We start from the raw sequence: 25,092 nt of genomic DNA on the forward strand, positions 1-25,092 counted from the left end.
ATAGAGAGAACTCTATCTTTTTTTAAAACAGTGGCAAATGAGGTGCAGGGGAGACATAACTAAAACTAAAGCTCACACTGAGCGCTGTAATTAGAATGACGGAATACAAAAAATATTTTTTTGCCCAGACCTGATCATTTTCAGCTTTAAATCCAATAATCGATAAATATACCCAATAGGCACATAAAGCATTAAAGGTAATAAGGAAGAAAATGTTGGTATAGCCAAAACAATACAATCCATTTAAAACTGCAGCAAACAGAATAACGTAAATTAAACTTTCAACTTTCGTGCGAAAAATTGAACGGGCTACAGGTAAAATTGGAATATTTGCATTTTTATAATCATCAAATCGATAGATTGCAATTCCCCAAGAATGTGGCATTTGCCAGAGTGCATAAGCTAAAAAAATCAGCAAAGCGGCAACATCAAATCCGTTGGAAACAGCAGTATATCCAATTACAGGAGGGCTTGCGCCAGAAATACTTCCAATCACAGTTTGGTGAATGGTAGTACGTTTACTCCAAAGACTATAAAAAATCACATACACAACAAAGCCGAGTACAGCAAAGCCAAATGCGTAGGCGTTGACAAAAAACCACAACAAAGCAAAGCCAATTAAACCGAGCACAGCAGAAAAAATTAAAGCAACTGTTGGGCTGATAGTTTTTTTGACGAGCGCACGATTCATTGTACGTTGCATTTTTTGGTCAATGTCTTGGTCAATGACATTATTCACCACACAGCCAGAGGCAACGACAAGCGTAGTGCCTAGTAATGTGATGAGAAGTAAAAGGAAATCTACAGAACCTTGAGCGGCTAAGAAAAAGCCGCCCAAAGTGGTAACGAAGTTACCAAAGAGAATTCCTGGCTTAGTCAGGAATAGATATTTTTTCAACATGACACCCTAGAGCATCATGTTTGAATGTAAGTAGTTCATGATCCATACAGAACCAATTAATAGAACTGCAATCGTCAGAATCGTATAGATGAATGCAATCACATTCCAGCGTTGTTCAGAAGATGAATTCATGTGCAAGAAGAAAACTAATTGTACAAGAACCTGAGCAATCGCAGTGATCGCAATCGTTGCAACAACTGCACCACCAGTCATTCCTTTCATCACCATCCCAAAAGGGATGATGGTCAATACGACAGAAAGAATGAAGCCGATAGAGTATTGTTTGATGTTTCCGTGCGAAGCACCAGCAGCATTATGATCATGACTCATTATAAAGCTCCCAGTAAATAAACTACGCTGAATACACAGATCCAAACGATGTCAAGGAAGTGCCAGAACAAACTTAGGCAAGCAAGACGACGTGTATTTGGAACAGTCAAACCATTTTTCTTGATTTGAACCATTAACACGATCATCCAGACCAAACCAGATGTTACGTGGATACCATGCGTACCTACAAGGGTAAAGAACGCAGATAAAAACGCACTGTGGGTAGGACCATGACCAGCGTGAACTAAATGATTAAACTCATAAAGTTCCATACCGATGAATGTTGCACCAAAGAGCCAAGTGATAATTAACCACATAAGCACTTGGTTAACATTTTTCTTGTAAGAAGCAAGTACCGCAAAACCGAAAGTCACAGAAGAAATCAAGAGAGCAAAGGTTTCAACAAGTACGAAACCTAAAGACTCACCAAATAACTCTTTTGGACTTGGAGTACCAGGCGGAATATGACTGCTTAATACAGCGAACGCGATGAAGAGTGTACCGAATAAAATCAAGTCACTCATCAAGTATGTCCAGAAACCAAAGACGGTGATGTCTGTATCATCGTGATGATGATGTTCATCGTGTCCGTGGTTGTCGTGATGAAGTACTTCAGCCATATCCTTAGTCCTTCTTCAAGTGTTTTTCAAGTAAAGCATAACGCTCGTTTTCGATACGTTCTACTTCAGCAGCTGGTACGTAGTAGTCCACTTTTTTAGTGAATGAACTTACGATGAAGCTGATAACAGCACCAAGGAAAGTTGCAACGACTAACCACCAGATATGCCAGATTAAAGCGAAGCCCATTGCTGTAATGAACAAGGCAATAACAAAACCAGCAGCACGGTCAGTTGGCATATGAATATCTTCATATTTCTCAGGACGTGCATACGCTACACCATTCTCTTTGTCATTCCAGAAAGTATCAATACCATTGATTTTTGGAATTTCAGCAAAGTTATAGAACGGAGCAGGGGATGAAGTAGACCATTCAAGTACACGACCATCCCATGGATCGCCTGTGTTGTCCATGTTGTCGTGACGTTGTAAGAAACCAACAATAACTTGCATTAAGAAACAAGCAATACCGATTGCTACAAGCACAGCACCAAACAAAGCAATTGCTAAGTATGGGTCCCATTCAGGGTTGTCATATGTATTCAAACGACGTGTCATACCCATGAAACCAAGGATATAAAGTGGCATGAATGCAAAATAGAAACCAAAGAACCAGAACCAGAACGATGCTTTACCCCAAGTTTCATTTAACTTCCAACCAAACATTTTTGGCCAGTAGAAAGTGATACCTGCGAACATACCGAATACAACACCACCAATAATTACGTTATGGAAGTGAGCGATCAAGAATAAAGAGTTGTGTACCAAGAAGTCAGCTGGTGGAACAGCCATCAATACACCCGTTAAACCACCGATACCGAAAGTCACAAGGAAGCCAAGTGTCCAGTACATTGGTGATGTAAAGGTAATACGACCCTTATACATAGTGAATAACCATGAGAAGATTTTCACACCAGTAGGAATCGCAATAATCATGGTCATGATACCGAAGAACGCGTTAACGTTGGCACCAGCACCCATGGTAAAGAAGTGGTGTAACCATACCACGAAAGCAAGTACTGTAATCGCAATCGTTGCATACACCATAGACTTGTAACCGAACAACGTTTTACGAGAGAACGTTGAAACGATTTCAGAGTAAAGACCAAAAGCAGGTAATACTAAGATATATACTTCTGGGTGACCCCATGTCCAAATCAAGTTCACATAAAGCATTGGGCTACCGCCAAGCTCATTGGTGAAGAAGTGGAAACCGAAGTAACGGTCTAGTGTTAACATTGCAATTGTTGCAGTCAATACTGGGAAAGATGCAATGATTAATACTGCTGTACAAAGTGCAGTCCAAGTAAAGATCGGCATGTCCATAAGTTTCATACCAGGCGCACGCATTTTGATGATGGTAACAAAGAAGTTAACACCCGTTAAAAGCGTACCTAGACCAGAAACCTGGAGTGCCCAGATATAGTAGTCAACACCAACACCAGGAGAATATTGAATGCCAGAAAGAGGTGGATAAGCCATCCAACCTGTTGCAGCAAACTCACCTAATACTAGTGAAACCATCATCAAACCAGCAGCACCAGCAAATAACCAGAAGCTCACAGAGTTTAATAATGGGAATGCAACGTCACGCGCACCAATTTGAAGTGGTACAGTGATGTTCATCATACCAACAACAAGACCCATTGCTACGAAGAAGATCATGATTACACCATGTGCGGTGAAGATCTGATCGTAATGGTCTGGATGTAAGTAACCTTCACCGCCACCTTTTGCAAGGAACAGTTGAAGACGCATCATGATTGCATCTGCGAAACCACGAAGTAGCATCACAACAGACACAAGGATATACATAATACCAATTTTTTTATGGTCTACAGATTTAAACCATACATTCCAGAGGTAACCCCATTTTTTGAAATAGGTGATACCGCCGAAAACTGCAATTGCACCAAGAGCCATAATGACCATTGTTACAAGTACAATCGGCTCTTTAGGGATTGCATCCCAATTGAGTTTACCTAATAACAAAGACATGTCTTATTCCCCTACAGAAGCAGTTGCATGTTCAGCACCTGCATGTTCAGCACCTGCATGGTCTGCACCATGGTAGTTGCTCATGTAAGTGTTGATAATGCTTTTGAACAAGTCAGGCGTAACTGAAGAATAATAAGTCACAGGATGAGGCTTAGTAGGGAATGGACCTTTACGTTCAGCTTCGTGTGCAGCTTTAAGTTCTTCTGGAGTATGCGCATTGTTCAGCATTGCTTCAATTTGGTGTTTAGAACGATCACCATCTTTGAGCGTAGCAAATTCAGTCGCATCAAGCGTGGTTTTTTGGATCGCTTCAGGATTAATTGAAGTACCTTTACCTGCTTTAATAGCGTCTACCCAAGTGTTGAAGTCAGCATCTGAAACAGCATGAGCTCTGAAACGCATTTGCGTAAAGCCATAGCCGCTATAGTTTGCTGAGAATCCACGGTAGCCATCTGCTGGACTTGGATGTTCTGCAAGCATATGTAACTTAGTTTGCATACCTGCCATTGCATAAACCTGACCTGCTAACTTAGGAATGAAGAATGAGTTCATTGTAAAGTTAGAAGTGATTTGAAATTCAATTGGTTTATTGACTGGGAAACGAACTTCGTTAATTGTAGCTATTTGTTGTTCAGGATAGATAAATACCCATTTAAACTGTTCAGCGACTGCTTGAATTTTTAAATGTTCTTCCATCTGACCTTGAGTATTCGTTAATGGTCTGTAAGGGTCATATTTGTGTGAACCCCACCATGTTAAATACGCAAGAATAGCAATAATAATACACGGGATACCCCATACTACAATTTCAATCGCAGTAGAGTGTGCCCATGTAGGTTTATAGTCTGCATCTTTATTTGACGCGCGATATTTCCAACCAAACCACAATGCCATCAAGATCGAAGGAATTACGACCAATAGCATTAAGTAGATCGCAGTCATCATCAGGCTACTTTGACCTTCAGCGACTGGACCTTTAGAGTTTAGAAGTACTATATCACCACCACACCCAGTTAAGAGTGCGGCGATCGCAGATAAAGACAATACAGCTAAAGTCGTTTGTCTCATTTTACAACCTCGGTGAAGAGTCCCATTCCCTATATAAATATGGGATAGCGATTAAAGTGCCGCATGATTGAAAATGACTATTATTTCTAAATAGAAAACATTCTCAATGATCTGACACCGCTACGTTGTAGGGCATTATGCCTCATATCGTCAAACTTAGCTATACATAGAGGTTGAATATATTGATGTAAAAATACCTGATATTTTTAGTCGGAATTATAAAGAAAACAAAAACATAAATTATTATTTTGTGCATGGCGAGCGATAAAAAATGGCGGTATAACCGCCATTTGAATTATTCTGAAAGATCAATAACTTTGGTTTTAGAAATACGATCATGTAATGCATAATTCTCTTTAGAGAAAAACATGAACAAATCAACAATGAAAATGATGGCAATCAGAGGCAATACGCTCATAACTTGAGACAGGATAAGAAATAAAAATGAACGAACAAAAAATCCTCTTAGCGACCCTGGCAATTGATTGGTATTGACATCAACAATCTGCAGTTTGAATATTTTTTTACCAATAGATTGCCCAAATTTGGTAATCATAAAGCATTGAGTGATCAAGAGAATAAGTACAAAGACCATCAGAGCAATATTCAGATAGGCTGGCATACTTTGGCTGATCATTTCAGCAATTTTAACTTGGTTGTCTACTGAAAAACCATCTGAAGCAACTTTGATTGCATCTTCAGGCATAAAATAAGCAATAGCGATGAATTGGGGTAAAAACAAAAGGGCAAAATCGATAAGTTTGGCTGAGATTCGTTTACCTATAGGTGCCGCTTTAATGATTTTTTTTGTACTTTTTTCAATTTTTATATTGGTGATAGCAGGATTTTGTTGACGATCAATTTGTTCGTTGTTTGATGACGTTGGTGTGACATAACCAATAGGCTCATAAACAAGTTTACCTTGTGTAAGTTCACCAAGCGCTTTCCATTCCGTTAATCCTTGATGCCAAGCTAAATCTGTTAAAAGTACTTGCTGGCTTGCAAGCATTTGATTCAGTTGTTCAATTGAATACGGGCCAGCTTGTTGGTTATTTCTCGCCAAGTAAATTTGCATAAAACTCAATTCTCAAAATAAATCTAAAAGTACAAAATTGGTAGATGAAAATGAACATAACCGCAACTTTGTTCACCTACTTTTTTAAACCACTATGTATACTAGATTTTTGAATGTATTAACATTAAATTTACACGAAATCTTAAAATATCAAGAAAAATTAACCTGTTTAGCAGCAGAGGGGTGCCCCTGAAACTTGGTTTAACATTCAAACACAGATGTGAAAACTTAATGCAGAAACTATATAAAATGTTTGTATCTACGTTAAAAACTAGCAATCTTAAATCTGATATTTAATAGAATATTAAAATCAAAGTTTAAAAAAATATACATAAAAAAGACCCTGCTAGAGGGTCTTTTTAAACGGCTTTGATTAAGATTGTTTAATCTTTTCTTCAGCAAGGAAGAACCAAGTATCTAAAACTGAGTCTGGGTTTAATGAAACAGATTCAATACCTTGTTCCATTAACCATTTTGCAAGATCAGGGTGATCAGAAGGACCTTGACCACAGATACCTACATATTTACCCGCTTTACGGCAAGCATGAATTGCCATAGAAAGTAATGCTTTTACTGCTGGATCACGTTCGTCAAACAAGTGAGAAACGATACCAGAGTCACGGTCTAAACCAAGTGTTAGCTGAGTTAAGTCGTTTGAACCGATAGAGAAGCCATCGAAGTGTTCAAGGAACTGTTCAGCAAGTAATGCGTTTGTTGGTAACTCACACATCATGATCACTTTAAGACCGTTTTCACCACGTCTAAGACCGTTCTGAGCCAATAACTCAATAACACGTTTCGCTTCAGATACTGTACGTACAAAAGGAATCATGATTTGAATGTTGGTTAAACCCATTTCATCACGTGCTTTTTTCAATGCACGGCATTCGAGTTCAAAGCAGTCACGGAAGTTATCAGATACATAACGACTCGCACCACGGAAACCAAGCATTGGGTTTTCTTCTTCAGGCTCGTAAAGCTTACCACCAATCAAGTTCGCATATTCATTCGACTTAAAGTCAGACATACGAACAATTACTGGTTTGTCAGCAAATGCAGCTGCAAGGGTAGAAATACCTTCAACCAATTTTTCAACATAGAATTCAATCGGTGATGCATAACCAGCAGTACGTGCCAGAACGGCCGCACGTGTTTCGCGTGGTAGGCTGTCAATGTTTAACAACGCTTTTGGATGCACACCAATCATACGGTTGATGATGAATTCTAAACGTGCAAGACCAATCCCTTCGTTTGGAATTTGAGCAAAGTCAAATGCACGGTCAGGGTTACCTACGTTCATCATAATTTTGAACGGAAGTTTAGGCATAGATTCGATCGAGTTACGTTGAATTTCGAAATCTAACGCACCTTCATAAATAAAGCCTGTATCACCTTCAGCACAAGAAACAGTGACTTCTTGACCATCAACAAGCACTTCTGTTGCATTACCACAACCTACGATGGCAGGAACACCAAGTTCACGGGCAATAATTGCCGCATGACAAGTACGACCACCACGGTTAGTTACAATTGCAGCCGCACGTTTCATCACTGGTTCCCAATCTGGGTCAGTCATGTCAGATACAAGAACATCACCTTCTTGTACTTTGTCCATTTCTTTAATTGAGGTAACGATACGAACTTTACCAGAACCAATACGTTGACCAATTGAACGACCTTCACAAAGAACTGTACCTTTTTGTTTAAGGAGGTAACGTTCCATTGTGCCGACATTCTCACGGCTTTTTACCGTTTCAGGGCGTGCTTGAACGATATAGATTTGACCATCATCACCGTCTTTTGCCCATTCGATATCCATCGGAGCTTGATAATGTTCTTCAATGATCAAGGCTTGTTTAGCAAGTTCTTGAAGCTCTAAATCATTTAAAGCAAATTGCTGACGATCTGTTTTTTCAACATCAACAACGACAACAGATTTACCCGCAGCACCTTCTTCACCATAAATCATTTTTTGGTGTTTAGAACCAAGATTACGGCGAATAACGGCATGTTTGCCATTTCTTAGAAGTGGCTTAGAAACATAGAATTCGTCAGGGTTTACTGCACCTTGTACAACCATTTCCCCTAAACCGTAAGAAGCAGTAATAAATACTGCTTCACGGAAACCAGATTCTGTATCAAGTGTAAACATTACACCTGCAGCACCCGTTTCAGAGCGAACCATACGCTGAATACCAGCAGAAAGCGCAACAATATCATGTGCAAAATTTTGGTGTACACGGTAAGCAATGGCACGGTCATTATAAAGTGAAGCAAAAACTTCTTTAATTGCGATAAGAACGTTGTCGATCCCACGAATGTTTAAGAAAGTTTCTTGTTGACCCGCAAATGAAGCATCTGGTAAGTCTTCAGCAGTTGCAGAAGAACGTACCGCAACAGCGATGTCAGGATTACCGTTAGAAAGGGCAGCAAATGCTTCGCGAACTTCAGTCTCTAGACCTGTAGTAAGTGGAGTTTCTACAATCCATTGACGGATTTTTGCACCAGTTTCTGCCAGTGCGATTACATCATCAACATTTAATGCTGCAAGTTCTGCATTGATTTTAGCATTTAGGCCACTTTGCTCTAGGAATTCGCGATATGCATCAGCAGTCGTTGCAAATCCACCTGGAACTGATACACCAGCATTTGCTAAATGACTGATCATTTCCCCAAGTGAAGAGTTTTTACCACCCACGATCTCAACGTCGTGTTTACCTAGTTTTTCCAGACCGATTACGCGTGCTTCCAAAGTTGTTACTCCACTTATGCAGTATTAATCACTATCTTGGCATGAAATTATAACAAAAAACTTAGCATTTTGATTCAACTAAGTGATAGTCATGTAAGATGGGCTTACTATAAAGATTATACATCGCTAAGACAAATGTTTGAGGAGATTTTTAATGTCAGAAAGTAACCAAATAAAGCGGAGCGTATTTTTTATTTCTGATGGTACAGCGATTACAGCTGAAACCCTTGGGCATTCATTATTAGCGCAATTTCCTCATGTAAAGTTTGATATCCATATTATTCCCTATATTACCTCTGAAGAAGCTGCAATGAATGTGGTCGAAGAAATCAATAAAAGGGCGGATAAAGATGGTCAACAACCCTTGGTATTCGATACTTTGGTTGACCCTTATGTTCGTGACATTATTAATACTGCAAATGCAGTAAATCTTGATGTTTTTGAAGGGCTTATTAGTAAGTTGTCGGACGTTTTAGGTACACCGCCTACAACTTTAGTCGGACAAACCCATGCTGTGACGGATTCTGAGTCGTATAAAGCACGTATTGATGCTGTTCATTTTGCTTTGGATAACGATGATGGAGCACGTACCCGCCATTATGACAAAGCAGATTTAATCCTGATCGGCGTATCGCGTTCTGGTAAAACCCCAACTTCAATTTATTTATCTTTGCAGTTTGGTATTCGAGTTGCAAACTACCCATTAACCGAAGAAGATTTAGACGATAATCGTTTACCTGCAGTACTGAAAGAACATAAAAATAAACTATTTGGTTTGATGATTGATGCTGAACGTCTCGTTGCCATTCGTTCTGAACGTAAAGCCAATAGTCGTTATGCGAGTTTTTCGCAGTGTCAGATGGAGCTACGTGCTGTTGAAGGGATCTATATTTCTGAAGGGATTAAATATTTAAATGTTTCAGAGATGTCGATTGAAGAAATTTCAACCCGTGTTTTACAAATGACAGGGCTTAAACGTCGTATTGGATAATCCATCCTTATAATTTTTGAAGTGTGATGTGGTGTAACAACAGTATTGAGCTGAATCAAGATTTGGCTCTTTTTCTTTTATGTTTATTATTTTTTATAGTGTGATTTGTTATATGAATAAGATATTAAAAGTAAGTTCATTTTTCATGCTTGTAAGTGTACAAGGTATATTTGCACAACAAACCAATGCTGAATCATTGAGCAATTTTGAAAATGGTTTGGTTGAAAAATACTATCAAAAATCCTGTTCAGGGCGTGGTGAATGTGATCAGTACAATGAAAAAATTTCCAGTGAAATTGAAAATAAAATAAAAAATGATTCATCGAGTTTTGCATATTCGTTTGCAAAACTCACTGAAAAAAATATGCTGGATATCCATTACAGTCCTGATCGAAAAATCAAATTTTATACGATGGACGTTTCTGCTGGGGGAACGATGAGAGAACCATATAGTTTAATTCAAGTGAAGCCAAGCAATGGATTGGCGTCCCAAGAGTTAGCTCAAGTGGGATTTATCGATAAAATTGCGCAAGTCAAAATTAAAAATCAGGACGTTTATTTAGTCACCAGTCTATTTATTAATAGTACTTGTTCAAGGGGCTACCGCATTCACTCCTTTGTATTGAACAACGGCAAATTTGTCGCGCACCCCATTTTTGAAACCAAGACTCAAAAACTTGATTCAATTGGTGTTGAAAATGATTGTCAGGAATGGGAGCGTTCTGCTGAAGATTTTATCCGTATCTCAAAAGACTTAAAAAATATTGATATATTGGTGGTGAATGCTTCAGGAAAATTGACCAATAACTATTTACGTTATCAAAAAGCTCCACAGGGTTATCGTTACAGTGGTGTGGTCAAATAATTAAATAAAAGAGGCCTAAAAGCCTCTTAAGTTCAAACCTTCTCAAACTATTATTCGTAAGTGGTAATAATCACATCCACTAAATGTTCAATTCCTTCCATACTTTGTACTGCATTTTCAGTAATTTTAACGACTGGCCAAGTGATTAATTTACAGTTTTTACGTTGTAACGCTGTATAGTAGGTATCTGATTTTAAAAACACTTTACTCTTTAATGCAGAGTTCGGCATCAACTGACGTTTTAACCATTGTTCCTGAACTTGCGACTCTAGATAACGAATCGCCAACATTGATTTAACACGATGATTAAACAAGCGACGATTTTTGATAATCAAAGGGTGCGAAATTAACTTTTGAACCCCTTTTTCAGTTTGCGGTAAAATAAAAGCGGGTGTTATTTGAAACACTTTTACAAATTCAGCACTGTTTAAAACGTGGCTAAGGTGTGTGACTGTAAGTTGATTTGCACCAATAATTGCCACGTTTAAACCGGTAAAATCGGTGAGCTTAATCTCAGTAGATGCAATAATTTTACCTTTATAATGCTTGAAAAATTCCGGCTGATTTTGAAAAAAACCTTCATTTTGACTCTTTTTCCTATCGAGCATATTATTTCCTTTTTATACTAATTGGTCGCAGTGGGTTCTGACGTTAATTGATATATCCAACTTGGGACTTTAGGTAAAGACTTTTCAGGAATCTTGTCAGTCACGCTAACCATGGCATCAATCGGGATATGGAACCATTTTTTATTGCGATCTACTACATTTTTGCCATGAAATTGAATGATTTGGAACCATGGGTTACGACGTCCTTCCGCTGTTCTTCCGCCAATTTTCGAAAATTTATTCATTGCTGCATATAATTTTTCTTCAGGAAGCCCGAGCTTAATGACGTTGTCACGCATTTTATTGATCAATGGTAAGTAGGCCAAAATACCCAGCATTAAACGTGGATCGATTACTCGTGCAGCCATTTGGGCAAGCTCAATGACGCTTTTATTGATCCCTTGTGCTTCCATTACACTGAAACCCACACCTAAATGGCGTGCTTCATCGCCATTAATCAGTTCAAAGGCTTGGTGGCAAACTGGATCATCTACAGTATCCAATAAAAAGGTACATAAAGCGCCATCCAAAGCCACTTCAAGCATGGGAATCACTGCGCCTAAAATATAAAAAGGCATTTCATCGGCATAGGTATCTAGCCATTCAATAATCAAGCGTAAATTTTTATTTGGTTTAGGGATATCACCATCTAACATTCCCCAGCGTTTCATGAGCGCCATTTCTGCATTGGCATGGCGTTGTTCTTCGGCATGAAAGATGGCGTACATCTCCCGTAAAGTTGCCGTTGGCGCTTTTTTTGACATTGCTGAAAATGCACGGGCACCTACATGCTCAATCCACATCAGATCTGCCATAAAGTCTTTAAGTTTTGGCCATTGTTCAGCTGTAACCAGCTCACGGCCTGGTGCATCCCAATCAATATCGGATAAAGTCCATTGTGTGTTTTTGACTTTATCTAACATTTTTTCTAAGTCAATTGAAGCCATAGCAAATCTATTAAAAATAAGGATTTCATTGCATTTTATTTAATATTTCTGTGAATCAATTGGCGAAGATATTCATTGTGGAATGATGAAAAATATCAACCCAGTAATGGTTTGATTTTGAATGTGAAAATTTAGCTAAGTGATTGAGATAAAAAGAAAGACTTGTCATAAAAGGACAAGTCTTATCATTTGGAGCAATAGATTGTTTAACAATTAAAATTTATCTTCTGGTGTTTCAAGTTCTTTAACTTCAACTTGTTGAACAGGGTGGGGCTGAGGCAATTCAGGCTGTGAATTCGTTCTGAGATATTCCAAGTCTCGTATATTCTTTTGTACAGCAACAGCACCAAAGAGGCTAAGTAAAAAAGCCATGATATAAAAACCTTTCTCACTGAGTGCCATCGTCGCATTCCATAAACCCAATGCGAGCAGAACGATACAGATCACCACTGAAGCCCAGCATAGTCCATAATAAATTGCTGTGACTGGCTGACCTTCAAGTTTATCCCGAACAACTTTTTGTAGTGAAACAGCAGAAAATAGACCATAAAGGATCAGGATTAAATAATAGCCTTTTTCATTTAATAGAATTTGTGCATTGAATAAACCGACACAGTAGGCTGCCGCACCAGCAAGTAAAGCCACCCAACTGACTGCAATAAAAGCAGGGGTGGGTTTATTGATATATTGGTTCATTGTTGTTCCTTATTACTATTTTACTGATTTTTATATGTTCTATTATGCTGATTTGAAATGAGATGGCAAATCTTTTCAATTTATGAGAGCTAATTCAAATAGAGTTTAAGTGTGGGAAATAATAAATAGTATTTTAAATCAATTGGATATTTCAGCTATAGGACAGTTAAATCAAAAAAAAACCAAAATGAAATTTATCATTTCATTTTGGTAAAGAGGAAAACATGATTGATTTGTATTATTTTTTAAATCCATCAATAAACTAAAGTTGTCTAGGCGCTTCTGTGTATCATAAATATCGCAAGTGAAAATAAATTCATCTACCTGATATTTTTCTAAAAGTTGCTTTAAACCGTTCTTCACTGTGTCTGGTGAGCCAATTTGCGCCATACCTAAGAAGTTTTGTACGGACATTTTCTCTGATGCAGACCATCGGCCTTCCATTGTTGCTACAGGCGGTTTCAGTTTTAAACTTTGTCCTGTCAGTAATGCAAGAATACGTTGATACACACTTGTGGCTAGATACTCTGCTTCCTCATCGGTTTGGGCGACCACAGTAGGAACCCCCATAGATACAAACGGTTTATCTAAATAGGCGGATGGTTCAAAATTGTCACGATAGAGCTGAATGGCTTGTCCTAACATTCTCGGTGCGAAATGTGAGGCAAATGAATAAGGAAGCCCTAATTTAGCCGCCAGTTGTGCGCTAAAAAGACTCGATCCTAAAAGCCACACAGGCACATGCGTACCTTGCCCAGGTGTTGCTTTAATTCTTTGCTGAGGCACTGCATCAGCGAAATAGCTTAAAATTTCTAAAACATCTTGTGGAAATTGCTCTTCTGTTTCTTGACGACCACGTCTTAATGCACGCATGGTGGTTGGATCTGTTCCGGGCGCACGACCTAAGCCGAGTTCAATACGATTTGGATAGAGTGTTGCCAAGGTACCAAACTGTTCAGCAACCACTAAAGGTGCATGGTTGGGTAACATAATCCCTCCCGAGCCCACTTTAATATTTTTTGTATTGGCTAAGATGTAACCCAGCAATACAGCAGTTGCGGAGCTGGCGATACCGTCCATATTATGATGTTCAGCTAACCAAAGGCGATCAAAGCCTAACTGTTCTGCATGCTGAGCAAGTTGCAATGCATGCTTAAGAGAAAACTCAACTGTTTGATCTTCTCGAACAGGTGCGAGTTCTAGGATAGAGAACTTCGTATTCTTTAATGCGGTATCTGTTAAAGACGACATTTTTAAACTCGAAAATAATATATATCGAAATAATACGATATAAGTGTGCAAATGTATATCGAAAATTGTCGATATTTGGTGGTTTTGATGTTGATTTTATTATCCAAAAAAAGCACCCGAAGGTGCTTGATTTAAATGATTGGATATTAATTTTGGACTGAAATTAATTTTTCCAATTATTCTTGTTTTTGTAGTGACCATAATGATTGCCATTGTCTTTACGATAGCCACGGTCATTGTAGCGATAATCAACATTACGGTAACCGCCACGATCATATCGATCATTATAACGTCCATAACGGTTGTCATAGCGGTCATCATAACGACGGTCGTTACTGACTTTTTGACCTAATGCCGAACCACCTGCAGCACCAAGACCTGCGCCAATATAGCCACCAGTTGAAGTACCCGTCACATTACGACCTACGGTATAACCACCAGCACTACCTAAAGCACCGCCAATGATCGCACCATTACGGTCACGTTTATTCGATGAAGCGCCTGCGCCAACACCACCACCGATTGCAGAACCAATCATAGCGCCTGTTGAACCACCCATTTGTTGGCCAATCGCAGCACCCACCACACCACCAAGTGCAGATGTTAATGCTGTATTGGTTGAGTTGCCTGCATGTGCAGTCGTCATCATTGTTGCTGCAATTACAGTTGCACCAAGGATTGCTTGTAATTTCATTTTAAACTCCTGATCGAAGCTTCTTCGAATTCTTAACTTGAGGCTAGAATAACGAAACATTTAGCAATAATTATGGATTTGAATGTAAGCAATTTCTATGTTTTGTGTGTGGATTGTATTTCTTGCTCTTTAATTTATTCATATTGCGTGAATGTTAAACTTAATTTTAAGTAAAACCTTATTTAGTACAATCAATATTAAGCTATAAATCATTACTTGTAGTTCTACAAGATAGACAGTTTATCTAAGATGAAACGATACAAAAAAAGCACCAGAAGGTGCTTGATATCGTTCAAGGATCAATTAGTGATGACGACGGTGTTTTTTGTAGTACTTTTTATTGTACTTACGTTGATCTGCATGGCGGTCTTGAGAAACTTTTTTACCAAGAACTGAACCACCTGCTGCACCAGCAGCAGCACCAATATAACCACCTGTGGTACCACCCATATTTTTACCTACGGTATAGCCACCAACACCACCTAAACCACCACCAATTGCAGCCGCAGTACGGTCTTTTCTATTGGTTGATGCAGCAGCACCACCTGCACCGCCCACTGCTGAACCAATCATTGCGCCAGTGTTACCACCAATTTGTTTACCTACAGCAGTACCAACGACACTACCTAAAGCAGAGGTTGCTGCGATACGTGTTGAGTTATCAGCATGAGCACTTACTGTAAATATTGAAGTTACTGCCAATACAGTACTAAATATGATCGTATTAAATTTCATGTGTTGCTCCATGTCCTTATCTGGACAGTTCTATCTCTATTCGATGTGGCAAATGTAACAAAAATTTTTCCAAAAAATGTGGAGAGGGATCTGAAAATTGATAGCGTTTGGTATCTGAATGTATGTTTTCTATTAAAAGTGATTTTAAAACACCCATATTAGTCAACAAATAGCATGAATAATGGAGAATAAAAGCATCTAATCAAAAATCATGCGGATCATCTTGCTATAAATTCTATAGCTTATCTTGATGGTGCTTATATAAATGTGTCATTTAAATGGCAGAATCGGTAAACTAGGCACAATTTTAGAATTTTCTTACCAATTTTAAATGGGCTGTTATAAAGCTCGATGTTTTTTGGTAAGGCTTAGCTTGAGAATGTATTTAAAATGAAAGAATCGTTACGTTTACGATTAGACCAACTTTGTGATCGACATGAAGAGTTAGAAGCATTATTGGCAGATGTTGAAGTCATTTCAGACAATAAGCGTTTTCGTAATTTGTCCCGTGAGCATAATGATTTATCAGAAATTACCGATGTTTGGAAAAAGTACAAGCAAGCTGAAGAAGATATTGAAACAGCAGAAGCAATGTTAACTGATCCAGATTTTAAGGATATGGCTGTTGAGGAAATCAAAGAGAACAAAGCTTTAATTGAACAACTTGAAGCTGAGTTGAATATTCTCATGATTCCTAAAGACCCAAATGATGCCAACTCGGCATATTTGGAAATCCGCGCTGGTACCGGTGGTGATGAAGCGGCGATTTTCTCGGGTGACTTATTCCGTATGTATAGTAAATACGCTGAAACTCAAAACTGGCGTATTGAGATCTTATCTGAAAATGAAGGTGAGCATGGCGGATATAAAGAGATTATCTGTCTAGTGAATGGTGAAGGTGTTTACGGTCGCTTGAAGTTTGAAAGCGGGGCGCATCGTGTACAACGTGTTCCAGCCACTGAGTCACAAGGTCGTGTACATACTTCGGCATGTACTGTGGCAATTCTTCCAGAAGTTGATGTAGACACCACAGTAGAGATTAATGCTGCGGATCTACGTATTGATACTTACCGTGCTTCTGGTGCGGGTGGTCAGCACATTAACAAAACTGATTCTGCTGTACGTATTACCCATCTTCCAACAGGTACTGTGGTGGAATGTCAGGATGAACGTTCACAGCATAAAAACAAAGCAAAAGCGATGGCGTTACTGGCTTCACGTTTAGAGAATGCGAAACGTGCTGCAGCCGATGCAGCAACATCTGAAATGCGCCGTGATTTGGTAGGTTCAGGGGATCGTTCGGAACGTATCCGCACATATAACTATCCACAAGGTCGTATGACAGATCACCGTATTAATTTAACTTTATATAAGTTAGATGCAGTAATGGAAGGTGATTTGACTGAGCTACTTGACAGCTTACATCGCGAATATCAAGCAGATCAGTTGGCGATGCTTGCACAACAAAATGGTGGTTAATGAATATTGCACAGGCTTTGGCCTTACGTGGAGAAGCTGAAAGTTATGAGCGTCAAGAAAATGCTTGGTTACTTGAGCATATTTTAAAAATTGATGCTTTTGATTTGTCACTTAAATCTACGCAAGAATTAACTGCTGAGCAAGAACAGCAATATGTTGAGGGTCTAGCGCGGATTGCTGCGGGTGAACCCTTGGCTTATGTAACTGGCTCACAACCATTTTGGACTTTGGATTTAACCGTTACCAGAGATACTTTAGTCCCTCGTCCAGATACTGAGGTATTGGTTGAAACGGTTTTAAATCTTGATTTGCCTGAAGATACTCGTATGGTTGATTTAGGTACGGGTACAGGTGCGATCGCATTATCGCTGGCAAGTGAGCGTCCAAATTGGTCTATTATTGCCACAGATATTTATGAACCGACTTTAGAAGTTGCTTTACATAATGCTGAAAAGCATGACTTGGGGCAGGTCAAGTTTTTTCTAGGAAGTTGGTTTAAAGCTTTGAATCGTCAATTTTTTGATGTGATAGTTTCTAATCCACCTTATATTGATGCTGATGATGAGCATATGCAGCATCTTGCTTCTGAGCCTGAACGAGCTTTGGTTGCTGAGCAGCATGGTTTGGCGGATATTGAACATATTGTTCAGCAAGGTAAAAAATGGTTGGCGACTCAAGGTTGGATCGTACTTGAGCATGGTTATGATCAAGCTGAAGCGGTACAAAACATTTTTAAAGGTGCTGGTTTTAAACAGGTCAGAACTGTTAAAGACTATGGCGGTAATGATCGTGTCACGTTAGGTCAGTGGCCAAATTAGTTTTGCATTGCTATATCTAAAAAGACTTTGTTCGATGGCGGTGGTTGCGCTTATCCAACAAAGTCTTTTTTATTGGCGAATAAATAGTATTAAAAGAATTTGACCTATTCAAAATTTTAAAGATTGGGTTGAAATATAGCCTTTAGAAAAACCAGCTAAGTCAAATTACTTTTCACCAATTGAATCGGCTCTAAGAGTTTTTCACCCAGAGAGCTGTGCATTTCTCTTTCAATTAAACGAGTAATTGAATCTAAAGGTAAATCATTTTCTTGTAGGCCAAATGGTTCTTCAAGCTGAGCACTCAAAGCATCTAGTCCCAAAAATAAATAAGCAATTAAACTGACGATGACGGGTGTCCAAATCCCTAAACTTGCTTCTAAACTAAACGGCAAAATCAAACAAAAGCAATATACTGTGCGATGTAATAAGACTGAATAAGAATAAGGCAATGGGGTGGTTAGAATGCGATCACAGCCAGCCTGAATATTACCCATTGCAACAATATGATGATTTAAACCTTGATAGATAATGTCAGAAATTTCACCTGATTTAAGTGATTGCACTAAAGATTTTTGGATTTCTTCTAAAACAAATTGTGCAGCATTAATGTGGTTTGCCAGTTGGCTAAAGCTTAATTCATCTAAATCAACTTTATTTTTATAAAATTCAATGGACTGATTTTGATTGCGTAAACGATTTCTTAATAAACGGGTAAATAGCATCACACGATACATTAAAACTTTACGCTGGTTTTCTTGCAAAACATGCGTGTCACGAGAAAGATGGCGTGAGGTTGCAATCAAAGCACCCCAGAGTTTACGACCCTCCCACCAACGATCATAACATGCAGTATTTCTAAAGCTTAAGAAAATAGAAAGGATAATCCCGAACACGGTAAACCCAATTGCAGGTACAGCAGGAATTGTAAAATAGTGATGTGATGATAGGTAAACCAGAACTGTCGAGATCAGCACAACAAAAGTTAATGCGGGTAAGACTTTGGGAAGAATGGTGCCGTGCCAAGCAAAGAGAAGTGCGAAGCTGTTACTTTTATCACGAATGATCATACTGTCTACCTTACTATTACTGTGACAGTGTTTCATAGAGAAAAGCAGAAATGCAAGTTGCAAATAAGCAATTTAAAAAATACGGCTGATCAAAAGCCGTATTTTGAGCGGTTTATGTTCTCCAACGTAAAAACCAGTTTTCAATCAATTTCATCAGATTGTCAGTGAGTTTACCAAGGACAGCCAGCAAGATAATCGCAATAATCACAATATCGGGCCGTGAGGTTTCTCGACCATCACTGAGTAGATAACCGATACCTTGTGTCGCTGCAATCAGTTCTGCTGCAATCATAAACATCCACGCTAGGCTTAAACTGTTTCTTAGTCCAACGAGAATTCCAGGAGATGCAGCAGGCAGAACAATTTGGAAGATACTTTGTAGATAGGTCAGACGGTATACTTTTGCCACTTCTAACAACTTTGAATCAACACCATGTATGGCAGATACGCTATTGGTATAGGTGGGAAAGAATGCACCAATCGCGATTAAGGTAATTTTTGAGGCTTCATCAATGCCTAACCACAAAAGCAATAACGGAATCCAAGCAAGGCTTGGAATAGACTTGATCGCTGAAAATGTGGGTTCTAAAAAATCTTCAATGTGTTTGTTTAAACCCACTGCAATTGCAAAAATGAGTCCCAATAGGCTACCAATAAAAAATCCTAAAAATACACGCCAAGTACTGGTATAGATATGGGTAAATAAATCACCTGCGGCAAGCTCCTTGAATGAGTCAACTAAGCTACTTGGGGCAGGGAGCAGATAAGACTCAATCCATCCAAAACGAACTAAATACTCACATAATAAAATGAGCAACAACGGAATCGTAATTCCTTTTACCCATTTTAAAACATTGGCCTTAAAGGCAGGTTTGTTTAAACCCGCCTGCGTTATACGTACATTTGATTCGCTTTGCGTCGATTGAGCATGTGTAGACTTTGTCATTACTTCTCAGCAACCTTGCCAATGACCTTTTGCGCATATTTGCTGTCAAATAGTTGATCCACAACTTGATTTACATTGGTGCCTTTTCGAACCAGTTCTTCTTCAGTCAAAATAGTCCCTGCTTTCTTTAGCGCATTAAGATGTTTCGCGGTTGGAATGTTTTGATCTAGATTGGTTCGGCTCAATTGCAACTTCGCCACTTCAAGTGGTAACTTTGCTTCACGTGCTAATAATTCTGCAAGTTTATCTGGATTGGCTTTTGCCCATTTACGTGCTTGTTCATAAGCTTTAATTACAGCCTCAACTGCTTCTGGACTTTGAGTGCTAAATTGATCTTTTACACTTAACACACTGTAACTATTAAAAGCGATATTGCGATAGAGCAGTTTTGCACCTGATTGCAATTGTGCAGATGCCATCAGTGGGTCAAGCCCAGCCCAAGCATCTACCTGACCACGTTCTAAAGCTGTTTTTCCATCTGGATGTTGTAGATGTACCAATTGCACATCGCGTTTATTTAAGCCAGCGGTTTCAAGTGCTTGAAGTGTAAATAAGAATGGGTCTGTCCCTTTGGTTGCAGCAATTTTTTTCCCTTTGAGGTCTTTTAAGGATTTGATTGCTGAGTTTTTTGCAACGACTAATGCAGTCCATTCTGGCTGGCTTTGGATATAAACCGTTTTAATCGGACTGCCATTGGCACGACTTAATACTGCTGCTAAACCTGCGGTAGAGGCGAAATCGATACTGCCACTGTTTAAATATTCAAGTGAACGGTTACTGCCTTGGCTAAACACCCATTTGACCTCTGTTTTGGGTAATGCTTTTTCTAACAGCTTTTGTTCTTTAACCACTAAACTTGTTGGGGCGTAATAGGCATAGTCTAATTTCAATGTTGTTGGGATGGCTGCAAAAGAAGACATTGCGGTTAAGCTTAAGGCTAAGGTGGAAACTAAGCGCGTCATTTTTTTGCTAAAAACTTTCATACATACCCCATAAAATTCAAAGAGAAACACAGAGCTAGATATGTATATTTTTTAGGGTGAAAGTACAAAAAAGAAAAACAGATATTCACTTCTTAAAATATGAAATGTAAAAAATATTAGTTTAACTATATGAATAAATTTATGTTTTTAACGTATGCATATTTGCTTGTTGAATAGATGATTATTGAAATGAGTTATAAAAAAATATTCTAATTAAATTTTAGTCATTAGACATAAAAAATGCCTCTATACAGAGGCATTTTTGGATTGGGCAAATTAAACTGGATAATCTTCCAGACTGTCTGCAATTTCAACTTGGTCTAATGCATTGGTTTCAAGTGCCAGACAAAGCGCAACAATTTTTGCAGTATCAGCAATGTTTTCTTTTTTCATTGCTAAGCCTGATTGAATTGCATCTAATCGCTCTTGGTGAATATCAAGCGCTTGTGCGACTTCTGCAGCATCATTGGTTTTGAAAAAATCATTCATGGCATGTTCAAAGTCATGATCTGAAGCTTTTAAAATACCTTCGATAAGCTCATCTAAATGTTCAGTTTGAGCCGAAAGGGAATGGATAAAGTTTTGAACTAGATTTTGCTCTAGTACATCAATCATCTTAATCATGTTAGTGACCTAAAAGTGATTAAAGGGGAGGAGGGTACCACAGGAAATAAGCAGAAAACCTGCTTTAAATTGGGTAATAAATATACCATTATTGATTAATTTGCAACCTTATTCAGATAAGCTGTAAATATCGAGCTTGCATTTATATTGATATGTTTTTTATTATAATTTTGATTTTAAATAAATTTCCCTAAAGACTGAGATTTTGTTTAACGATGTTATCAAGGTTGTTTGGGTTCTCTATAAGCACCTGGACTTACCCCAGTCCACTTTTTAAATGCACGATGAAATGCACTGGCATCCTGAAAGTTCAACAGCTCACTGATGTCTTGTAAGGTATGTGAGGTTTTGCCAAGTAGTTCAATCGCCATATCTCGCCGTATATCATTTTTGAGTTGTTGGTAACTGCTGCCTTCATTTTTTAAACGGCGTTGTATAGTGGCTTCTGAAATATTGAGCTGTGCTGATAGTTCACCGAGTTCTAACCATTCAGCAGGAGCAATAGAAAGTAATTGCTTGCGAATCATTGAACTTAAAGCCAAAGGATTCTTAAATCTTAATAGTAGATTTTCAGGGGTGTTTTTAATAAAACCATACCAAGATTTTTGATCGCGTTTGATTTGAATGTTTAAATAGTTTGCATCGAATTGCAGATAATTTTCATCTGCTTGGTAAGTAATATTTTCACAGAATCGAACGCGATAATCGCTGTCATCTTCAGGGGACGTGCATTTTAATTGCAATTGATTGAGTAAAACTCTTTGATCTACTAACCAACAGATCAAACTGTGAATCAACATAATATAAGTGGCATAGCAGAACATGCGCTTAGTTTGTAATTTGTCTGTAATGACAATGTATGCATAATTTTCATCAATAATCAGTTTGCTGGTGAAGTCATCCAAGACAAAATTAAAATATTGCAAAATTTGTTCAATCGCTGTGTGTAGGGTATCCGCTTGCATGACCATTTTAGACAATAATTTATAACAACCGCGTCGCATCTGATGCGAGTCCATGCCAAAGAACTCATCATTCATATGGTCTGCTATTTTAGTCCAAAGTTTTGCATAAGCTGAAACAGCAATACGTGATTTGGTTGCATGAAATATTTCTAGCGGTATCTCTGCATCATGCAAAATCTGCTGTATATCATAGCCCTTGTCTTGGGCACTGCTCAGCGCCTCATGTACCAGTGCAATTGAAATTGTGCCTTTGCTTTCACTGAATTGTTGATTGTTCACAGTGTATTCCATTATCTTGTGAGACGTGTTTTGTGACTAAAGTTTTCCAAAAAGATGTTTAAATTGTCCAAATACATCATACAGGATGCAACTTTTGGAAATTGTACTCAAGCTTGACTATGTTTACTCTGCATCTTAAGTCGAAAGTGGGTTTAATTCATCATTTAAACTGCTCAATTCAAACAATGAACTAGGAAAATAAAATGAAAATTGAAGGAAAAGTTTTTGTTGTGACTGGTGGTGCATCTGGATTAGGTGCAGCGACAGCCACACATTTGATTGGTCAAGGTGCGAAAGTGATCATGGTGGATATGAATCACCAGCTTGGCGAAGAAATGCAGAAGCGCTTAGGTGAAAAATCCAAATTTGTTCAACTTGATGTGACGGATGAAGTTGCTGTTGAACAATTCTTTAAAAATGTGGAGCAGGATTATGCTCAATTAAATGGCTTAATTAATTGTGCAGGGATTGGTCCATCTGCCAAAGTACTAGGTAAAAATGGCATCCATGCTTTAGACGCATTTCAAAAAGTATTGAATATTAATGTCGCAGGAACATTTAACATGCTGCGTTTTGCCGCAGATGTCATTTCTCGTTATGCATTACCAGCAGGTGAAGAAGATCGCGGTGTGATTATTAACACTGCTTCAGTGGCTGCGTTTGATGGCCAAATTGGTCAATCCGCTTATGCTGCATCTAAAGGTGCTGTTGTTGCAATGACATTACCTTTGGCGCGAGAACTTGCGCAACATGCCATCCGTGTGATGACCATTGCACCAGGGATTATGGAAACTCCAATGTTGAAATCATTACCACAAAATGTTCAAGATGCGCTGGGTGAAATGGTGCCTTTTCCTAAACGTCTTGCGAAGCCTGAAGAGTTTGCACAGCTTGTTGGTCATATTTGTGAAAATAGCTATTTAAATGGTGAAACAATTCGATTAGACGGCGCAATCCGTATGCAGCCAAAGTAATCTGGTCTAATCCATCTGCTTATTTCTAACTTTGCTTTAACACAAGCAATAGCAAACTTTTAAAAAATTGAATACTGCCTGACATGATCTAAACCATCATGTTAGGCAGACTTTAGCCTAAATTTATATAAACAACGAGATTTTGATTGGTCGCTGATCATGATTGCAGTGATTTAAAATTTAAAAGTGCTGAGAGGGATGCTCAAATGATTCTCAATGATGAACAAAAAATGGTTCAGGAAATGATGCGAAATTATTCGCAGAATAAACTTAAACCCACAGCTGCTGAACGTGATAAAACTGCAAAATTTCCTCAGCAAGAACTCAAAGAGTTGGGTGAACTGGGTGCATTAGGCATGACCGTGTCTGATCAATGGGGTGGCGCAGGTTTGGACTATATTTCCTTGGTGACGGCAATTGAAGAAATTGCCGCAGGAGATGGTGCAATTTCAACCATTGTCAGCGTACAAAATTCTTTGCCTTGTGGAATTATGCAAAAATATGGGACAGACCAACAAAAACAAGACTACTTAATGCCATTGGCAACAGGTCAATGGCTTGGCTGTTTCTGTTTAACGGAACCACAGGCGGGTTCAGACGCAGGTGCTTTACTATGTAAAGCAGAACGTGATGGCGATTCGTGGGTAATTAATGGAACCAAACAATTCATTACTTCTGGACTGCATGCACAAGTGGCGATTGTGTTTGCAGTTACGGATAAATCCGCAGCAAAGAAAGGCATTTCTTGTTTTATCGTTCCAACCAATACAGAAGGTTATATCGTTTCTCGGATTGAAGATAAAATGGGACAACATTGCTCAGATACCGCAACAATTGTTTTTGAGAATTGTCGGATTCCTGCTGAGAATATATTAGGAAATGAGGGTGAAGGCTATAAAATCGCCTTGTCGAATTTAGAGTCAGGTCGCATTGGTATTGCCGCTCAATGTGTGGGAATGGCACGAGCAGCGTTGGATGCTGCGGTTGAATATGCCAATCAGCGTAAAGCTTTTGGAGTGGAGTTGGTACAACATCAGGCTGTGGCATTTCGCTTAGCCGATATGGCCACTCAAATTGAAGCAGCACGGCAGTTGATTTACCATGCCGCAAGTTTAAAGGATGCAGGTTTAGCTTGTCTAAAAGAAGCATCAATGGCGAAGTTATTTGCATCTGAAATTGCTGAAAAAGTCTGTTCGGATGCGATACAAATTCATGGTGGTTATGGCTATGTCGCTGATTTTCCAGTAGAGCGAATCTATCGAGATGTTCGAGTCAGCCAGATTTATGAAGGCGCTTCCGATATTCAGCGTTTAGTTATCGCAAGAGCGGTGATTCAGTAAGTTTAATTGTAGATTAGCGCATCAAAATTCTATCTCAAGACCAGCTTCGCACTGGTCTTTTTTATTTTAAAGCCTTCCACCATGACAG

At 38.7% G+C, this 25,092-nt stretch carries 23 protein-coding genes and 1 pseudogene; 6 read left to right on the forward strand and 18 right to left on the reverse strand.

Features of this window, described 5'->3' with window-relative positions:
* Positions 1–22: 22 nt before the first annotated feature.
* The 7 genes from cyoE to ppsA form a co-directional block, all read right to left on the reverse strand.
* The gene (gene cyoE, locus ACQ7EO_RS08595; protein WP_004719345.1) at positions 23–901 is read right to left on the reverse strand and encodes a heme o synthase; all 879 of its coding nucleotides are present in this window, start codon (positions 899–901) and stop codon (positions 23–25) included.
* Between the two features lie 6 nt (positions 902–907).
* Entirely contained in the window at positions 908–1,234 is a 327-nt protein-coding gene (cyoD, locus tag ACQ7EO_RS08600) for a cytochrome o ubiquinol oxidase subunit IV (RefSeq protein WP_171066910.1), read from the reverse strand.
* The gene (gene cyoC / locus ACQ7EO_RS08605; RefSeq protein ID WP_004719350.1) at positions 1,231–1,851 is read right to left on the reverse strand and encodes a cytochrome o ubiquinol oxidase subunit III; all 621 of its coding nucleotides are present in this window, start codon (positions 1,849–1,851) and stop codon (positions 1,231–1,233) included. The genes cyoD and cyoC overlap by 4 nt, the downstream gene beginning before the upstream one ends.
* A gap of 4 nt (positions 1,852–1,855) precedes the next feature.
* Positions 1,856–3,847, reverse strand: a complete 1,992-nt coding sequence (gene cyoB / locus ACQ7EO_RS08610; RefSeq protein ID WP_004719352.1) for a cytochrome o ubiquinol oxidase subunit I — start codon at positions 3,845–3,847, stop codon at positions 1,856–1,858.
* Between the two features lie 3 nt (positions 3,848–3,850).
* Positions 3,851–4,915 (reverse strand): ubiquinol oxidase subunit II, encoded by a 1,065-nt coding sequence (cyoA, locus tag ACQ7EO_RS08615; protein WP_004822435.1) that lies wholly within the window; start codon positions 4,913–4,915, stop codon positions 3,851–3,853.
* A gap of 295 nt (positions 4,916–5,210) precedes the next feature.
* Positions 5,211–5,990 carry an RDD family protein gene (locus ACQ7EO_RS08620; protein ID WP_434279395.1) on the reverse strand — a complete coding sequence of 260 codons (780 nt, stop codon included), beginning with the start codon at positions 5,988–5,990 and terminating at the stop codon, positions 5,211–5,213.
* Positions 5,991–6,363: 373 nt separating this feature from the next.
* Positions 6,364–8,742 (reverse strand): phosphoenolpyruvate synthase, encoded by a 2,379-nt coding sequence (ppsA, locus tag ACQ7EO_RS08625; protein ID WP_004719359.1) that lies wholly within the window; start codon positions 8,740–8,742, stop codon positions 6,364–6,366.
* Between the two features lie 154 nt (positions 8,743–8,896).
* Between ppsA and ppsR the strand changes: the two genes are divergently transcribed.
* Positions 8,897–9,733, forward strand: a complete 837-nt coding sequence (gene ppsR, locus ACQ7EO_RS08630) for a posphoenolpyruvate synthetase regulatory kinase/phosphorylase PpsR (protein ID WP_004719361.1) — start codon at positions 8,897–8,899, stop codon at positions 9,731–9,733.
* Between the two features lie 112 nt (positions 9,734–9,845).
* The gene (locus ACQ7EO_RS08635; RefSeq protein ID WP_434279396.1) at positions 9,846–10,598 is read left to right on the forward strand and encodes a hypothetical protein; all 753 of its coding nucleotides are present in this window, start codon (positions 9,846–9,848) and stop codon (positions 10,596–10,598) included.
* A 50-nt stretch (positions 10,599–10,648) separates the two neighbouring features.
* Here the strand turns inward: ACQ7EO_RS08635 and ACQ7EO_RS08640 are convergent, their stop codons facing one another.
* The 6 genes and pseudogenes from ACQ7EO_RS08640 to ACQ7EO_RS08665 all read right to left on the reverse strand — a co-directional run bounded on the left by ACQ7EO_RS08640 (position 10,649) and on the right by ACQ7EO_RS08665 (position 15,529).
* Entirely contained in the window at positions 10,649–11,206 is a 558-nt protein-coding gene (locus ACQ7EO_RS08640) for a hypothetical protein (protein ID WP_004822427.1), read from the reverse strand.
* Between the two features lie 17 nt (positions 11,207–11,223).
* A complete protein-coding gene (locus ACQ7EO_RS08645) occupies positions 11,224–12,153 on the reverse strand; it encodes a hypothetical protein (protein ID WP_004822426.1) in 930 nt (309 codons plus the stop codon).
* A 213-nt stretch (positions 12,154–12,366) separates the two neighbouring features.
* On the reverse strand, positions 12,367–12,849 hold the full coding sequence (gene yiaA / locus ACQ7EO_RS08650) for an inner membrane protein YiaA (RefSeq protein WP_034613439.1): 483 nt from the start codon (positions 12,847–12,849) through the stop codon (positions 12,367–12,369).
* A gap of 243 nt (positions 12,850–13,092) precedes the next feature.
* A pseudogene (locus tag ACQ7EO_RS08655) lies at positions 13,093–14,100 on the reverse strand (LLM class flavin-dependent oxidoreductase); the annotation flags it as partial.
* A gap of 163 nt (positions 14,101–14,263) precedes the next feature.
* Positions 14,264–14,794, reverse strand: a complete 531-nt coding sequence (locus tag ACQ7EO_RS08660) for a glycine zipper domain-containing protein (RefSeq protein WP_234624198.1) — start codon at positions 14,792–14,794, stop codon at positions 14,264–14,266.
* 303 nt (positions 14,795–15,097) lie between these two features.
* On the reverse strand, positions 15,098–15,529 hold the full coding sequence (locus tag ACQ7EO_RS08665; protein WP_004822418.1) for a hypothetical protein: 432 nt from the start codon (positions 15,527–15,529) through the stop codon (positions 15,098–15,100).
* A 390-nt stretch (positions 15,530–15,919) separates the two neighbouring features.
* Here ACQ7EO_RS08665 and prfA point away from each other — a divergent pair, with 390 nt between their 5' ends.
* Together prfA and prmC are read left to right on the forward strand one after the other, a co-directional pair.
* Positions 15,920–17,008 (forward strand): peptide chain release factor 1, encoded by a 1,089-nt coding sequence (gene prfA, locus ACQ7EO_RS08670; protein ID WP_004719378.1) that lies wholly within the window; start codon positions 15,920–15,922, stop codon positions 17,006–17,008.
* A complete protein-coding gene (prmC, locus tag ACQ7EO_RS08675; RefSeq protein ID WP_434279397.1) occupies positions 17,008–17,826 on the forward strand; it encodes a peptide chain release factor N(5)-glutamine methyltransferase in 819 nt (272 codons plus the stop codon). Before prfA ends, prmC begins: the two co-directional genes overlap by 1 nt.
* Before the next feature lie 155 nt (positions 17,827–17,981).
* Here prmC and ACQ7EO_RS08680 read toward each other — a convergent pair whose 3' ends face one another.
* The 5 genes from ACQ7EO_RS08680 to ACQ7EO_RS08700 all read right to left on the reverse strand — a co-directional run bounded on the left by ACQ7EO_RS08680 (position 17,982) and on the right by ACQ7EO_RS08700 (position 22,702).
* Positions 17,982–18,893 carry a bestrophin family protein gene (locus tag ACQ7EO_RS08680; protein ID WP_004822414.1) on the reverse strand — a complete coding sequence of 304 codons (912 nt, stop codon included), beginning with the start codon at positions 18,891–18,893 and terminating at the stop codon, positions 17,982–17,984.
* 112 nt (positions 18,894–19,005) lie between these two features.
* Positions 19,006–19,839, reverse strand: coding sequence for an ABC transporter permease (locus tag ACQ7EO_RS08685; RefSeq protein ID WP_105713734.1), 834 nt, complete (start codon positions 19,837–19,839; stop codon positions 19,006–19,008).
* Entirely contained in the window at positions 19,839–20,822 is a 984-nt protein-coding gene (locus tag ACQ7EO_RS08690) for an aliphatic sulfonate ABC transporter substrate-binding protein (RefSeq protein ID WP_419355844.1), read from the reverse strand. The genes ACQ7EO_RS08685 and ACQ7EO_RS08690 overlap by 1 nt, the downstream gene beginning before the upstream one ends.
* Positions 20,823–21,098: 276 nt before the next feature.
* Complete coding sequence (locus ACQ7EO_RS08695) at positions 21,099–21,446, reverse strand: hypothetical protein (protein WP_004719389.1); 348 nt, start codon at positions 21,444–21,446, stop codon at positions 21,099–21,101.
* A 221-nt stretch (positions 21,447–21,667) separates the two neighbouring features.
* Positions 21,668–22,702 carry an AraC family transcriptional regulator ligand-binding domain-containing protein gene (locus ACQ7EO_RS08700; RefSeq protein ID WP_434279398.1) on the reverse strand — a complete coding sequence of 345 codons (1,035 nt, stop codon included), beginning with the start codon at positions 22,700–22,702 and terminating at the stop codon, positions 21,668–21,670.
* A gap of 191 nt (positions 22,703–22,893) precedes the next feature.
* On the opposite strand from ACQ7EO_RS08700, the gene ACQ7EO_RS08705 reads away from it, so the two are divergent.
* Together ACQ7EO_RS08705 and ACQ7EO_RS08710 are read left to right on the forward strand one after the other, a co-directional pair.
* Positions 22,894–23,664, forward strand: coding sequence for a 3-hydroxyacyl-CoA dehydrogenase (locus ACQ7EO_RS08705; protein ID WP_004719394.1), 771 nt, complete (start codon positions 22,894–22,896; stop codon positions 23,662–23,664).
* 206 nt (positions 23,665–23,870) lie between these two features.
* Positions 23,871–25,004 carry an acyl-CoA dehydrogenase family protein gene (locus ACQ7EO_RS08710; RefSeq protein WP_434279399.1) on the forward strand — a complete coding sequence of 378 codons (1,134 nt, stop codon included), beginning with the start codon at positions 23,871–23,873 and terminating at the stop codon, positions 25,002–25,004.
* Positions 25,005–25,092: the final 88 nt, after the last annotated feature.

Source organism: Acinetobacter sp. CE-15 (genome assembly GCF_051059255.1).
GTDB classification, from domain to species: Bacteria; Pseudomonadota; Gammaproteobacteria; order Pseudomonadales; family Moraxellaceae; genus Acinetobacter; species Acinetobacter guillouiae.

What these genes read in the sequence shown, in the direction of transcription:
- cyoE (WP_004719345.1), bottom strand. Translation starts at nt 901, where the DNA reads ATGTTGAAAAAATATCTATTCCTGACTAAGCCAGGAATTCTCTTTGGT.
- cyoC (WP_004719350.1), bottom strand. Translation starts at nt 1,851, where the DNA reads ATGGCTGAAGTACTTCATCACGACAACCACGGACACGATGAACATCAT.
- cyoB (WP_004719352.1), bottom strand. Translation starts at nt 3,847, where the DNA reads ATGTCTTTGTTATTAGGTAAACTCAATTGGGATGCAATCCCTAAAGAG.
- cyoA (WP_004822435.1), bottom strand. Translation starts at nt 4,915, where the DNA reads ATGAGACAAACGACTTTAGCTGTATTGTCTTTATCTGCGATCGCCGCA.
- ACQ7EO_RS08620 (WP_434279395.1), bottom strand. Translation starts at nt 5,990, where the DNA reads ATGCAAATTTACTTGGCGAGAAATAACCAACAAGCTGGCCCGTATTCA.
- ppsR (WP_004719361.1), top strand. Translation starts at nt 8,897, where the DNA reads ATGTCAGAAAGTAACCAAATAAAGCGGAGCGTATTTTTTATTTCTGAT.
- ACQ7EO_RS08635 (WP_434279396.1), top strand. Translation starts at nt 9,846, where the DNA reads ATGAATAAGATATTAAAAGTAAGTTCATTTTTCATGCTTGTAAGTGTA.
- ACQ7EO_RS08640 (WP_004822427.1), bottom strand. Translation starts at nt 11,206, where the DNA reads ATGCTCGATAGGAAAAAGAGTCAAAATGAAGGTTTTTTTCAAAATCAG.
- ACQ7EO_RS08645 (WP_004822426.1), bottom strand. Translation starts at nt 12,153, where the DNA reads ATGGCTTCAATTGACTTAGAAAAAATGTTAGATAAAGTCAAAAACACA.
- yiaA (WP_034613439.1), bottom strand. Translation starts at nt 12,849, where the DNA reads ATGAACCAATATATCAATAAACCCACCCCTGCTTTTATTGCAGTCAGT.
- ACQ7EO_RS08660 (WP_234624198.1), bottom strand. Translation starts at nt 14,794, where the DNA reads ATGAAATTACAAGCAATCCTTGGTGCAACTGTAATTGCAGCAACAATG.
- ACQ7EO_RS08665 (WP_004822418.1), bottom strand. Translation starts at nt 15,529, where the DNA reads ATGAAATTTAATACGATCATATTTAGTACTGTATTGGCAGTAACTTCA.
- prfA (WP_004719378.1), top strand. Translation starts at nt 15,920, where the DNA reads ATGAAAGAATCGTTACGTTTACGATTAGACCAACTTTGTGATCGACAT.
- prmC (WP_434279397.1), top strand. Translation starts at nt 17,008, where the DNA reads ATGAATATTGCACAGGCTTTGGCCTTACGTGGAGAAGCTGAAAGTTAT.
- ACQ7EO_RS08680 (WP_004822414.1), bottom strand. Translation starts at nt 18,893, where the DNA reads ATGATCATTCGTGATAAAAGTAACAGCTTCGCACTTCTCTTTGCTTGG.
- ACQ7EO_RS08685 (WP_105713734.1), bottom strand. Translation starts at nt 19,839, where the DNA reads ATGACAAAGTCTACACATGCTCAATCGACGCAAAGCGAATCAAATGTA.
- ACQ7EO_RS08690 (WP_419355844.1), bottom strand. Translation starts at nt 20,822, where the DNA reads ATGAAAGTTTTTAGCAAAAAAATGACGCGCTTAGTTTCCACCTTAGCC.
- ACQ7EO_RS08695 (WP_004719389.1), bottom strand. Translation starts at nt 21,446, where the DNA reads ATGATTAAGATGATTGATGTACTAGAGCAAAATCTAGTTCAAAACTTT.
- ACQ7EO_RS08700 (WP_434279398.1), bottom strand. Translation starts at nt 22,702, where the DNA reads ATGGAATACACTGTGAACAATCAACAATTCAGTGAAAGCAAAGGCACA.
- ACQ7EO_RS08705 (WP_004719394.1), top strand. Translation starts at nt 22,894, where the DNA reads ATGAAAATTGAAGGAAAAGTTTTTGTTGTGACTGGTGGTGCATCTGGA.
- ACQ7EO_RS08710 (WP_434279399.1), top strand. Translation starts at nt 23,871, where the DNA reads ATGATTCTCAATGATGAACAAAAAATGGTTCAGGAAATGATGCGAAAT.